At 63.2% G+C, this 13,225-nt stretch carries 9 protein-coding genes; 2 read left to right on the top strand and 7 right to left on the bottom strand.

Features of this window, described 5'->3' with window-relative positions; translation table 11 throughout:
• Positions 1-2: 2 nt before the first annotated feature.
• The 7 genes from gspD to ilvD all read right to left on the bottom strand — a co-directional run bounded on the left by gspD (position 3) and on the right by ilvD (position 9,772).
• Positions 3-2,069 carry a type II secretion system secretin GspD gene (gene gspD, locus P0N66_RS02150; RefSeq protein WP_275802320.1) on the bottom strand — a complete coding sequence of 689 codons (2,067 nt, stop codon included), beginning with the start codon at positions 2,067-2,069 and terminating at the stop codon, positions 3-5.
• A 51-nt stretch (positions 2,070-2,120) separates the two neighbouring features.
• Positions 2,121-3,107 carry a type II secretion system protein GspC gene (gspC, locus tag P0N66_RS02155; RefSeq protein ID WP_275802321.1) on the bottom strand — a complete coding sequence of 329 codons (987 nt, stop codon included), beginning with the start codon at positions 3,105-3,107 and terminating at the stop codon, positions 2,121-2,123.
• A gap of 192 nt (positions 3,108-3,299) precedes the next feature.
• Positions 3,300-3,608, bottom strand: a complete 309-nt coding sequence (locus P0N66_RS02160; protein WP_275802323.1) for a hypothetical protein — start codon at positions 3,606-3,608, stop codon at positions 3,300-3,302.
• Positions 3,598-4,596, bottom strand: coding sequence for a lytic murein transglycosylase (locus P0N66_RS02165; RefSeq protein ID WP_275802324.1), 999 nt, complete (start codon positions 4,594-4,596; stop codon positions 3,598-3,600). Before P0N66_RS02165 ends, P0N66_RS02160 begins: the two co-directional genes overlap by 11 nt.
• A gap of 64 nt (positions 4,597-4,660) precedes the next feature.
• A complete protein-coding gene (locus P0N66_RS02170) occupies positions 4,661-5,629 on the bottom strand; it encodes an acetyltransferase (protein WP_275802326.1) in 969 nt (322 codons plus the stop codon).
• Positions 5,629-8,052, bottom strand: coding sequence for an LPS-assembly protein LptD (locus P0N66_RS02175; protein ID WP_275802328.1), 2,424 nt, complete (start codon positions 8,050-8,052; stop codon positions 5,629-5,631). Before P0N66_RS02175 ends, P0N66_RS02170 begins: the two co-directional genes overlap by 1 nt.
• Positions 8,053-8,074: 22 nt before the next feature.
• Positions 8,075-9,772 carry a dihydroxy-acid dehydratase gene (ilvD, locus tag P0N66_RS02180; RefSeq protein ID WP_275802329.1) on the bottom strand — a complete coding sequence of 566 codons (1,698 nt, stop codon included), beginning with the start codon at positions 9,770-9,772 and terminating at the stop codon, positions 8,075-8,077.
• Positions 9,773-10,095: 323 nt separating this feature from the next.
• On the opposite strand from ilvD, the gene P0N66_RS02185 reads away from it, so the two are divergent.
• Positions 10,096-11,079, top strand: coding sequence for a radical SAM protein (locus P0N66_RS02185; protein ID WP_275802331.1), 984 nt, complete (start codon positions 10,096-10,098; stop codon positions 11,077-11,079).
• Between the two features lie 3 nt (positions 11,080-11,082).
• Complete coding sequence (locus P0N66_RS02190; RefSeq protein WP_275802333.1) at positions 11,083-13,224, top strand: Rne/Rng family ribonuclease; 2,142 nt, start codon at positions 11,083-11,085, stop codon at positions 13,222-13,224.
• Position 13,225: the final 1 nt, after the last annotated feature.

Genomic DNA, 13,225 nt, shown 5'->3' on the forward strand with positions numbered 1-13,225 from the left:
GCTTACTCTACCGGTTCCAGAGATTCCAGGGGGACCGGCTCGACCGGGGCCGCGCCGGCGTCTTCACCGGCTTCCGGGGCTTCCGGGGCCGGATGGAAATGCTGATCCTCAAAGGCCTCAAACTCCAACAGCACCGGCTGGTCCTGACCTGGCATCAGTTTGACCCCTTTCCGATCCCGTTCCAGTTGCTGTTCACGCAGCATATCGTACTGCCCCTGGGAGATCCGGCTGCTCATATCCTGATCCCGGAGAATGACCGGGCGCAGAAAAACCATCAGGTTGCGCTTGGAGCGTTCACTGCGGGTATGGCGAAAAAGGGCGCCCAAAAGGGGGATGTCCCCCAGCAGCGGCACCTTGGAGACCGTCTCCTGGACATCGTCACTGATCAACCCGCCCAGCACCAGCACCTTGCCGTCCTCCACCAGGACGCTGGTATTGATGTTGCGGGTATTGGTCACCAGACCCGCCGCCAGGTCATCGCGCTCGACACTGGAAACCTCCTGCTCGATCTGCAGCCGGATGACATCACCCTCGGTAACCTGGGGCTTGACCCGCAGCTTGATCCCCACATCCCGGCGCTCCACGGTCTGGAACGGGCTGCCGCCGACCCCGGTGGCGCCTTCGGTGAAGCTGCCGGTGAGAAAGGGCACGTTCTGGCCGACGATGATCTCCGCCTCCTGGTTGTCCATGGTCACCAGACTGGGAGTGGAGAGGATGTTGGTATCCCCATCCCGGGCCAGGGCGTTGACCAGCGCCCCGAAGTTGAAAAACTCCCGCCCCATGATCTCGGTGCTGCCGGAAAAGACCCCCATGTTGAAGCCGCCCAGGCCGGCCAGGGCGGCGATGCTGCCCTCGTCGCCGGCGGCAATGCCGCTCATGCTGGCCCCGGAGCCGGGGAAGTTGGTGCCACCGATTACTTTGTCGGCATCGGCGGAAAACCACTGGATCCCCAGGTCCACCGCCTTGGCGGTGGAAACTTCGGCGATCACCGCCTCGATCATCAACTGGGCCCGGCGGATATCCAACTGGCGGATCACCGTCTGCAGGTTCTGCAGCACCGCCGGCGAGCCGGTCATGATCAGGGCGTTGGTGTTGGCGTCGGCCTGGATATCCACCTCCTGGCGCTGCTGGGCCCGGCGCTCCTCGCGGGAGCCGTCATAACTGCCCATGCCGGTTAGAATCGGCACCAGGTCTTCGGCCTTGGCGTGCCGCAAAAAAATCACCTGGGTATCTCCCCCCTTGGCCAGGGGGGTGTCCAGGTGCAGAATGGTGGCCTTGATCCGCAGCAGGTGATGCGGATCACCCTGCAGCAGCACACTGTTGGTCCGGTTGTCGGCCACCAGTCGCAACTGCTCGGCGGACAACCGGCCGGTGCCCAGTTCCATCTCCCGGATCACCGACACCACGTCGCGGGCGTCGGCATGCTCCAACCTGACGATTTCCATTTCACCGCCGGAGCTCTGGTCCAGGCGGCGGACAATGCGCAGCAGGCGCTCGACGGTGCCGGCCCGTTCGGTGATGATCAGGGCATTGCCCTCCTTGATCGCCAGAGCCGACATCTGGCCGGAGCGGGTATTGAGCATGGGACGCAGAATGGGAACCAGACGGTCGGCCTGGAGGTACTGCAGGCGGTAGATGCGGGTGACGATGCGGTCTTCATCCAATTCCAGCGGCTGGTCGGTATCGGCGGTGATCACCAGATCCTGCCCGGCCTTGGCGGCGGGAATGATCTTGACCACGCTGCCGGTCTCGACGGCGGCATAATCATGAACCTGGAGGATGGAGAGAAAAACCCCGTAAACCTCATCGGCCCGCAGGGGTTGCGATGAAACGATGGTGATTTTACCCCGCACCGCCGGGTCAACGATAAAGGTCTTGCCGGTGATCCGGGCCACCGAGTTGATCACCGACTCGATATCGGCTTCCTTGAAATTGAGGGTGATGGTTTCGCTCAGCCCGGGCCGGGGCAGCAGCAGCAGGCCGCAAAGCAGGATGCCCGCCAACAGCAGCATCAATCTCAATGGACGCCGCAACCGGCGCCGGGTGGAAAAAACTTCAGATGAAACCATAAATTCCTCAACTAATTAAGCAGGCCGACTTTCTGCGCCGGGGCCACGGAGTCAGCGAATGGCGATGGTACTGCTGCGCTGCTGACCGTCCCGTTCGAACACCAACCGTATTTCCCGGGCGTTGCGCAACTCCTCGAAGGCGACCATGGCCGCCCCGGCATCGGACAGCGGGATGCCGTTGACTTCATATAAAATATCGTCGGGCTCAAGCCCCAGGATATCAAGAAAATCGCTGCCCCCCGGAGCCGCCAGGCGAAACCCGTGCCGCCCCCCCTCCGGATTGTGGATGTATACCTCCACCTGGCGGGCCAGATCCGGCAGGTTGGCCAGGGTGCTGTTGACAAAAGAACGGCTTACCTGCCGCCGCTCACCCCCGGCGGGCGCCGTCGTGGCCGCCGGGGCGCGCCGTCCGGCCACCGGCAGATCCTCGTCCCGGTCCTCCAGGTACAGGGTTTCCAGCTGCCCGGCCCGGCGCAACAGCACCCGGTCGGGATAGATCGCCTCGATTTCCGCGTTGCCGGGCACCGTGTCGCCAACCCCGTAGACCTCGTCATCCCCCCGGCGTTCGGCAATCACCGCCAGGCCGCGTCGGCCGTCGGCGGTGGCCAGCAGTCCTTTCAAGGTCAGGCTGAGGGTGGTTTCAGGGGCCTCGACCATGGCCAATGACAGGGCGGCGGCCTCGGCCTCGGGATCGGCTTGCGGGTCGGGTTGACCGAAGAGATGCAGCGCGGCCAGTTTTTCCCCTCTGGCCGGGTCCACCGCCACCCCGTCGGAACGCCGAGCCGCCGGGCCGGTGGCGGCGGGAGCGCTGATGACCGGGGCCGGCTCCGGGGCGGGCAACAAAAACGCCCAGACCAGGCGAGCCGAGGCCTGGGCCAGGAAAATAACCAGTACCAGCACGCACAGGGTACGAAACTGCTCCAGGCGACGTTCATTGGCCACCAGGGCGCGCCAGAATTCACGGCCGGGCAAAGCCGTGGGCCATGACCCGGCGCCACCGGTCCGCTCCCGTAACCACGTTGTGGAAAAAATACTCACGATCTCAGGTTTATCCGCAGGCTGCTGCTTGCCGGCCATAAAACCGGTAAATAGTTTGTAAAACTCAAGGGATCAATCTAACAGAGTGCCGTATTATCGGCAAGCAAGTTTTGATGATTGCGCAAGAAGTCATCAACGCGCCCCCCGCTTCCATGGACTCTTTTTGCGACTTCATCAGTTTTGTGCAGGCGTTCACCACAACTCCAGCTCCCGGTGGGCCAGTTCGGCGCGAACCTCGTTCCAGCGCCGGCGCAACTGCGCCAGCCGCTCCTGTTCCCCGGGGCGGCTCATCAGGCCACCCTCGCGGGCGGCTCGGGTTTCCCGCACCAGTTGATCTCCCAACCGGCGATAGTAGCCATGCAACTCATCATCCGTCATGACCAGGTAATCCCGTTGCAGCAGCGCCTCGCTCTGCCGCCCCAGTTCCGGGGCGCAGGCCCCGGCGGTCAGCAGCAGGACGGCAAGTATTGCCACCAGCAGGGATAAAAAATTATTCCGCACCAAGTTTCTCCGCCAGTTCAATGACCGCCATGGCGTAGCGGAAGGAGTTGTTCCAGTGGGTGATGGCCTGAAAGTTGGGGTAGGCGGCCAGATAACGGTGGCCGCCGCCGGCCTGCTCCAGGGCCACGATCCGCAGCGGGCGATTATCGTGGGAGGGCGGCAACTCAACCCCTTGGGCCTGTTCGATGACCGGCCGGGGCAGCACCCCCCGCCGACCGGCCCCGGCGGCCTCGGTCAGGCGTGGATCATGCAGTTGGGGGCCGAGTTCGGCATACCAGGGTTCACCGTAACGCCAGCCGAAGTGGCGCAGGTAATTGGCGATGCTGGCCAGCACATCGGGCACCGAGTTGATGATATCGCGCCGGCCGGAGCCGTCGAAATCCACTGCATAGGCGCGATAGCTGGAGGGGATGAACTGGGCCTGGCCAAAGGCGCCGCCATAGGAGCCACGCACGGTCCGGGGGTCAAGTTCCAGCTCCCGACAGATCAGCAGGAAATCAATCAACTGCCGACGGTAAAATTCGCTGCGGCGGGGATAGGCGGCAAAGATGGTATTCATGGTGCGAAAGATCCTGAAAGAGCCCGACTGGCCGCCGTAGTTACTCTCAAGGCCCCAAATGGCGACCACGATCTCCCGCTCCACCCCGAACTCCTCTTCGATGCGATCCAGCAACCCGGCATGGCGTTTAAGCAGCACCCGACCGTTGCCGACATTCCACCAGGCGTGCAGCGGCGCGGCATAACGGTGATAGGGCCGGGCTTCCCACTGGGCGTCCATCAGCTCCAGCACCCGGCCCTGGATAGTCACCCCGCCGAACCACTGCTCCAGTTGCGCTTGGCGAAAACCGTGCTCATCGACCAACTCCCGCAGCAGTTCCCGGTAGGCCGCGGAGTCCAGCTCCAGCGGGCGGCCGTCGGCGGCCGGGGCCGCGACCTCGGCGGGCAACTCCCCGGCGGCGGCCGGCGACACCCCCGACCACAGCAGCATCGTCAACCCCAGAACCAGGCAAAATAAAGCAGGGTATCGCACAACCTCTCCCTTCATCAGCGGCCTAAAAGGCGGCCTCGAAGGCTCGCCGGAAATCACCAAGTTGGTCCGGGGGCAGGACGTTGATGCCGGCGGCGCCGGCCCGGCCGCCGCCGGTGGGAAAAGCCCGGCACAGGGTATCGGCCCCCCGGGGCCGCGCCAGGGGGGCCCGCACACTGACCAGAAAACTGCCGTCGGCGCTTTCCACCAGCAGGGCGTGGGCCTGTTCCGGGTTGGCACGGGCCAGCTCGTTGGCAAAAACCCCGCTGACCCGGCGGGCCCAGGACTGGTCGGGCAGGCGCCAGACCCGGCCGGCCGGAGTTTCCTGCCAGGGCGCCACGGACCGGGCCTGTTCCAGGTCGTCATGGAAGCCCTGGCGCAGGATGGCCAGCACCGGCGAACGATGACAGAACTCCCAGGGATCGGTATAACCGCTTACCGCCCGGTACAGCTCCACCGGGTCGAAATGCAGATCCGTTACCGAGGCGCCGTAGCCGTTGTAATTAAAAAGCTCGCCCAGCTCCCGCAGGGCTGCCGTCTTCTTCTCATCCAGCCCCAAAGAGATAGCGGCCCGGCGGGCCGGGCCGTGGAGGTTGTCGCCGAAGGCGGCGGCCACCGCCCAGGGGCGAAAACGGCCGTCCAACAACTGATCGACAATCAGCGAGGTGCAAAGTTCCGGGTCCGGGTTGATATGGGCCTCGAGATGGGTATGCTCGGGAATGTCGCCGGCGTGGTGGTGGTCGACGTACAGCACCCGGCAGGCGGGCAGCAGTTGCTCCAGGGCCTCCCGGTTGCGATCCAGCGAAATATCCAGCACCGTCACTTCGGCCCGGGCCGGCGCCGCTTCCGCCACCACTCGGGCCAGCAGGGCGATATCCCGCTTGACCCCGCTGACCAGCCGGGCCCCGGGGCGGGGCGAGGCCAGCCGCAGTTGGTGCAGGGCGCAAATGCCGTCGGCATCGCCGTTGAACACATCAAAACAAAGTCTGGTCATCAGATCCCCCTTTTCAGCCAGCGTGGTATTTCCCCCAGGGTATCCAGGGTGAAGATCACCATGAAGCTCTTTTCATCAACGTAGCGCCGCACCTCCATCTCCACCGCCCAGCAGTGGGGGTGGTAAGTCACGCCAAAGGAGGCCTCGGCGATATAATCTTCGGTCAGCGATTTATTGACCATGCCGCGAAAGGTCAGGGATTTCCCCACCGGGGCGGTAAAGCCGGCCCGGACATCACGACTGCTGTCCCCGGCTTCGGTGTAAAAATAAGGCTCCCGCATACCGAGATGCTTGAGATAACGGTAATTGAGGGTCAGCGAACCGCCGGCCAGACGATAGGTGCCCTGGAGTTCGTAACGGTTGACCTTCTGGCCGTACATGCTGAGGTTGGTCTGGTAGCGCAGATCCAGGCTGGGTAGAGGCGAGGCCTGCAGGTCAAAACGCAGGTCGGAAAGCTCCCGGCGGCTCTCATCGGCCACCAGGTCGCGCCGGGCTTCATCGATATCATAGGTCTGCATCATCTTGAAAAAAGCCAGGGGCCGGGACCAGAAGTCGCCGGCCGGAGCCGCCGGTTGCACCTCCAACGGCGCCGGCGCCGGGTCATCCAGGCCGGCCGGGTTTTGCCGGTCACCGTTAACCGTCGGCACGGTGGCCGCAGTGGCCCGATGGCCGAAAACTTCGAAATAATTGTTCAGCTCGTAGGTCAGCCAGTTTTTCCGCTCCAGCCGATCAATACTGTCCAACTCCGGCAGTTCGCGCTCGCCGCTGCGGCTGACATAGGTGTAGACCAGGTTGGGTCGCACCATGTGCTCCAGACCCGGCGAGGTTACCGGGTGATCCAGGGCGGCCCGGGAGCGCCCGCCGGGAGTCAGCCGGAAATCCCGTACCAGGGTGGTGGCGAGATTGGCCTCGAAGTCGAAGGCGGTGCGATCCTGGTAACGGTCGTACTCCCACTGGTGGTCATCGTGCTCGGTAACCTGGTACATGGTCTGGCGCACCCCCACCGTGGCCCGCCCTTCGGTCCAACCCCCGCTGCGGGGCAGGGGCGCGATCAGCTGGGGATGAAGATCGAGCCGGTGGGCGCCGATTCCCTTCTGGCGCCAGTAATGGACATATTCATTGCTCCAGGACATGCTAAGGGGCTGGTTCCGCAGGGGGCTGCGGCCGGAGGCATGCAGCCGGGGCAGGGCCTGCAGCGGGGTACCCAGGCGATTACGGTCAACAACCTGCCCCTGGTAGTTCAGGGTGTGGCGGCTGTCCTGCTGGGCCATCAGCTCACCGGCCACCAGGGTAGTGGGGCGGAGACGGAAAAGCTGCAAGGTGGAACGGCGAGTGGCCAGCGAAGGCTCCTGCAACTCGCGGTCGAACAGATCCTCGAAATCGCTGGTGGAGCGAGCATACCCCATGCGGCCGGAATCGAATTCCATGATAAAGTCCTGGTCGGAAACCAGGTCCAGATCCAGCCGCAGCAGCAGGTCGTCGCCGAAATCGTGATCGGCCTTGCCCCGCAGCCAGTAGCGCTGGCTGCTGTCCCGCAGCCAGCCGTCATTACGATAGTTGTCATCGACGGCGTCCTCATGCTCGTCCTGCAGGTAGGTGAGCTGGAACATGCCCAAAGAGCCGGGGGCGGCGGCATAACGGAACTCGGCGCCGGACTGCAGGCCGCGCCGGTCCATGTACTTGGGATACAGGGTAAGATCGGCACTGGGCGAGAGGTTGATGAAATATGGCAGGGCCAGGCCGTCGCCCCGGCGGTTGGAGCTGGAGAGCTCCGGGGCCAGGAACCCGCTCTGGCGGTGAACATTGGCCGGCGCCATCAGGTAGGGCGAATAGATAGCGGGCACTTCCTTGACCTGAAAGCGGGGATGAACAAAGTGGGCCAGGCCGTCGATGGTAAGGTGGATCCGCCGGCTTTTGATGGACCAGGCGGGGCGGCAGTCGTCCTCGGGGCGGCAGGCGGAATACCAGGCGTCTTCCAGATAGTAGCTTTCCGGACCGGTTTTTTCGATATGCCTGCCCCTGATGTAAACCCCGCTTTCCACCAGATGGATGGTGGCCTGCTCCAGGCTGCCGGTCTGGCTTTCCAGGTGCAGCACCAACCCCGCAGCCGCCACCTCTTCGGCAGGCGACTCCAGACGTACCCGGCCATGGGCTTCGACGATGCCGCCTTCCGGATCGTAAACCATCCGGTCGGCCCTGATCGCCAGGGGGGCCCCATGGCTCTCCGGCCGGGAGAGCACCACCTCACCCTCGGCAATTACCCGGCTCGGCTCCACCTGGTGAGTCAAACTGTCGGCGCTGAGCTCCCACAGCGGCACCGCCGGACTCCGCCGTTCCTGGGCCCAGGCTCCGACCGGCAGCAGCAGGAGCGGTAACAGGAGCGGCAGCAGGAGCGGCAGCAGACGCAAGTGATCGCTGGCCACTGGTATCCTCTTTCCCCGGGCCTTAGGCCCCCGGTGCCGTTTTACCGCCACCGCCCAGGGTACACATGATGGCGCCGGTGCAGCCGGAGCTGACCATGGCGGCGTAACGGGCGGCATAACCGGTGGTGAGCTTGGGCGCCGGCGCCGTCCAGGCGGCCCGCCGCTGGTCCAGCTCCTCTTCGGCCACTTCCAGTTTCATACGATGCCGGGGAATATCGATGCTGATTTCATCCCCCTCCCGCACCAGGGCAATGGGACCGCCCACGGCGGCCTCCGGCGAGACATGGCCGATGCAGGCGCCCTGGGTGCCGCCGGAAAAACGGCCGTCGGTGATCAGGGCCACGCTTTTGCCCAGGCCCATGCCGATGATGGCGGCGGTGGGTGAAAGCATCTCCGGCATCCCGGGCCCCCCTTTGGGGCCGCAGTAGCGAATGACCACCACGTCGCCGGGGTTGATCTCGCCGTCCAGAATGGCGCTGTGGGCGTCGGTTTCGCCGTCGAAAACCCGGGCCGGGCCGCGATGAACCAGCATCTCGTCGGCCACCGCCGACTGTTTGACCACCGCCCCGTCCGGCGCCAGGTTGCCGTAGAGCACCCCGATGCCGCCCACCTTATGGTAGGGGTTGCTCACCGGCCGGATCACCTCGGCATCGTAAGTTTTTACTTTTTCCAGGTTCTCCCGCAGGGTTTTGCCGGTGGCGGTCATCACCTCCAGGTTGATATCCACCCCGCCCTTGACCAACTCATGCAGCACCGCCGGGACCCCGCCGGCCTCATCCAGCTGCTGCAGGCTGTGGGGGCCGCCGGGGATCAGGCTGCACAGGTGCGGGGTGCGGGCGCTGACCTCGTTGAAATGGCTCAACGGCAGCTCCACCTCGGCCTCATGGGCGATGGCCGGCACATGGAGGACGGTGTTGGTGGAGCAGCCCAGGGCCATGTCCACCGCCATGGCATTCTCAAAGGCCTCGGCGGAAGCGATGTCCCGCGGGCAGATATTTTCCTTGAGCAAGTCCATCACCGACATCCCCGCCTGCTTGGCCAGGCGGATGCGGGCGGCGGCCACCGCCGGGATGGTGCCGTTGCCGGGCAACGCCAAGCCAATGGCTTCAGCCAGGCAGTTCATGGAGTTGGCGGTGAACATGCCGGCACAGGAACCACAACCGGGACAGGCCTTGTCTTCCAGTTCGTTGAGCTCCTCCATGGTCATGGTATCGGCCCGAACCTTGCCCACCCCTTCAAAAACGCTGACCAGGTGGACATCCTGGCCGCGAAAGCGACCGGTGAGCATGGGCCCGCCGCTGACCATCAGCGCCGGGATATTGACCCGCAACATGGCCATCAGCATGCCGGGGGTGACCTTGTCGCAGTTGGGCACCGTTACCAGGGCGTCGAAGGGGTGGGCCATGGCCATGATCTCCACCGAATCGGCGATGATTTCGCGGCTGGCCAGGGAGTATTTCATGCCGGTGTGGTTCATCGCCAGGCCGTCACAAACCCCGATGGTGGCAAAGGAGATGGGAGTGCCGCCGGCCATCCGCACCCCGGTTTTGACCGCCTCGACGATCTTGTCCAGGTGCACGTGGCCGGGGATAATCTCGTTGTGGGCATGGGCGATCCCCACCAGGGGGCGACGGATCTCCTCATCGCTGTACCCCATGGCCTTAAGCAGGGAACGATGGGGGGCGCGTTCCAGTCCTTTGCGCAGGGCGTCGCTTCGCATGGCTGTGGTTTCCTTATCAGAGTAGAGTTAAGGGATGGAAAATACCGGTGAACCAGGGAACAAAAACCTCAGGACGGCACACCGGGGAGCATTTTTGCAAAATCCATAACCTACGCAAGGGTCGGGCTACTGTCAAGCGTTAAACCTTAACCCAGCCGGGCAGGGTCAAAATCGCGTGGGGTCTGAACAGGGGCCAAGACCGATGACTTTAACCCTGCCCCGCCGTTTGTCTCCGTAAAATGGCTTGCCAATTGCCGACCTTAGCGGTAAGCTGACCCAAACTATCTCATTGAAAAAGAAGACCTTACCTGAATACTAACCATATGAACTTCATCTTCGGCCCGGTCAACTCCCGCCGCCTCGGGATCTCTTTGGGCATCGACCTGCTGCCCCCCAAAATCTGCAATTTCAACTGTATTTATTGCGAGGTGGGCCCCACCACCGAGTTCACCAACGAACGGGGGGAGTATGCCGACACCGCCGCCATTATCGCCGAAATCGAGGCATTCCGGGCCGATGAGGCGGCGGTGGCACGTCTGGACGTCCTGACCATCACCGCCTCCGGCGAGCCCACCCTGCACCTCGGCCTGGGAGAAATCATCGCCCACTGCAAAAAAAAGATCGCCAAGCCGGTGGCGGTGCTCAGCAACGGCTCCCTGCTCCATGACCCCCAGGTGCGCCGGGAACTGGCCCAGGCCGACATTATCATTCCCTCGCTGGACGCGGCTCGGGATGAGAGTTTTCGCCGCATCAACCGACCGGACCGGCAGTGCCGCTTAAGCGAGATCATCGACGGTCTGGTCGCTTTCCGGCGAGAGTTTACCGGCCATTACTGGCTGGAGATCCTGCTGGCCAAGGGGATCAACGACACGCCGGCCGACCTGGCGGCCCTGGCGGCGGCGGTGGCAAGGATCAAGCCGGAACGGGTGCAGCTTAACACCGTGGCCCGCCCGCCACTGGAAAGTTTCGCCAGACCCCTGCGGGCCGAAGAATTACGGGCGGCGGCGGCGGCGCTGCCGGTGACGGTCGATATTCTCACCGACCGCGCCGCCGATGCCCCCCCCCTGGTAAGAGATGTTTTGGCCAGCAAACGAGGCCGTCGCGAAGACGAAGAGGAGGTGCTGCACCTGCTGCGGCGCCGACCCTGCACCGCCGCCGACATCAGCACCGCTCTTGGAATGGAACGGGAACGGGTTGACCAGGCCACGGCGCAACTGACCGCAGCCGGCCATGTCGGCACCTCCCATCATCGCGACCAGAAATATTACATTGTCCTGCCCCGTGGGCAGGAGCATCCACAGGATTAAACCATGAGCGACGAACGAACACGTTCCGTACTGGACCGGGTCAGCCAATGGCTGGGCCGCAAGAAAGACACCAACCCCAACGAATCCCAGCCAGAGGAAAACGGTAATATGCCGGAAAAGCAAAATAAGCCAGCGGCCGCAATAGTGACCGACCATCAGCAACCGGAAGCGCAAGTCGAGGCCAACGGCAACGGCGAAACGTCAACCGGTGGCAAAAAACCTGCCAAAAGCCCTTCCGCCCGCCGCCGTGAGCAACGGGCCCGGGCCAAGGAGCGGGCCGCCAAGGCGGCCAACGATGAAGCTCCGGAGCTGGATGGCAAACCAGCCCCGGCTGAAGCCCAAAAAACATCGGCCACCGGCAACGCTTCGGCTAAAACCGCCGGCGGCCGGAGCAAAGGACGCAGCCCGGCCAAAGCCAAGGCTAAAGCCACCGCTGACAAGGTTCCAGCTAAGACCGACCCGGATTCCACCGCGGCCAAGCCCCGGAGAAAAAGTCCGGCTAAAAGCCAGGCCAAACCAAAAACCGAAGACACGGCCAATACCGCCGACACAGCCAGCGGCAAAAGCCGCCGCCAACCACCGGCCAAAGGTAAGACCAAAGAGAAATCCGAAGGCGCCACCGGGGTTAAGTCCACCCCCAAAGCCGGGGCCGGGGCCAGTTACAAGCTGCTGATCAACACCGACGAGCCTGAGGAGTGCCGCCTGGCCCTGGTCGAAAACGGTAAAGTGGAAGGCTTTTACATCGAATCCACCAGCGGCGCTCAGTGCAAGGGCAATATCTACAAGGGCCGGATTACTTCGGTGGAGGCCAACCTGCAGGCGGCCTTTGTCGATATCGGCCTGCCCAAAAACGGCTTTTTGTCCTTCAGCGAGATCCACCCCGAATACTATGAAAAGGAGGTGGACCCGGACACCAACTGGAAAAGTCTTAAAATCCAGGACATGGTCAAAAAAGGCCGGGAGGTGCTGGTGGAGGTGGTCAAGGATGCCACCGGCAACAAGGGCCCCAGCCTGACCACTTATCTCTCCCTGCCCGGCCGCTGCCTGGTGCTGATGCCGGGCAGTGATTCCGCCGGCATTTCCCGCAAGATCGACGATGAGGAGCAGCGCCGCAAACTGCGCGAGATGGTAGAGGGGCTGAACATCCCCGAAGGGATCGGCTATATTATCCGCACCGCCAGCCAGGAGATCACCAAGACCGCCCTCACCCAGGATCTGCGCTTTTTGCTCAACCTCTGGACCGAGATCAAGAATAAAGGCCAGAGCGTTCCGGCTCCGGCCCTGCTTTACAAGGAACAGAACATCATCGCCCGTTTCCTGCGCGATCATTACACCACCGACATCAAGGAGATTCTGGTGGACAACGAGGAGGCCGCCGAACAGGTGAAGGATTTCCTGCAGTTGCTGCCGGCGACCCAACGCAAGAAGACCACCGTCAAGCTGCACCAGGGCAGCCAGCCGATCTTCCATCAGTACCACGTGGAAAAGCAGGTCGAGCAGATGTTCCAGCCCACCGTTTCCCTGCCCTCCGGAGGAAGCATCGTCATCAATCCCACCGAGGCCCTGGTGGCCATCGATGTCAACTCAGGCCGCACCGCCTCCAAAGACCGGGATTTCGAAGAGAGCATCTTCATCGCCAACATGGAGGCCGCCGAGGAGCTGGCCCGCCAGCTCAAGATGCGAGACCTGGGCGGACTGATCGTGGTGGATTTCATCGATATGCGCTCCGCCGCCCATACTCGGGAGGTGGAGAAAAAGGTGCGGGAGTGCATGAAAAAGGACAAGGCCAAGGTGGATTTCTCCCGGATCTCCAAATTCGGCCTGATGCAGATCTCAAGGCAGAAGATGGCCGCCCCCATCCAGACCACCAGCTACAAGACCTGCCCCCACTGCGAGGGTCGGGGCATGATCCGCTCGGTGGAAAACATGGTGCTGAGCTACCTGCGCCAGATTCAGACCGGGCTGCACCAGCGCAAGGCCAGCAAAGTAAAGTGCCGCCTGCCGCTGGAAGTGGCCCAGTACATCTTCAACAAGAAACGGGAAGATCTGCTGGAACTGGAAAAGGAGTATCAGGCTGAGATCATCATCGAAGTCGACCCCCTGATGCTGTCGGCGGATACCAACATCGAATTTTTAAAGGAGTAGA

The organism is Desulfurivibrio dismutans, from assembly GCF_029210385.1.
Classification (GTDB): Bacteria; Desulfobacterota; Desulfobulbia; order Desulfobulbales; family Desulfurivibrionaceae; genus Desulfurivibrio; species Desulfurivibrio dismutans.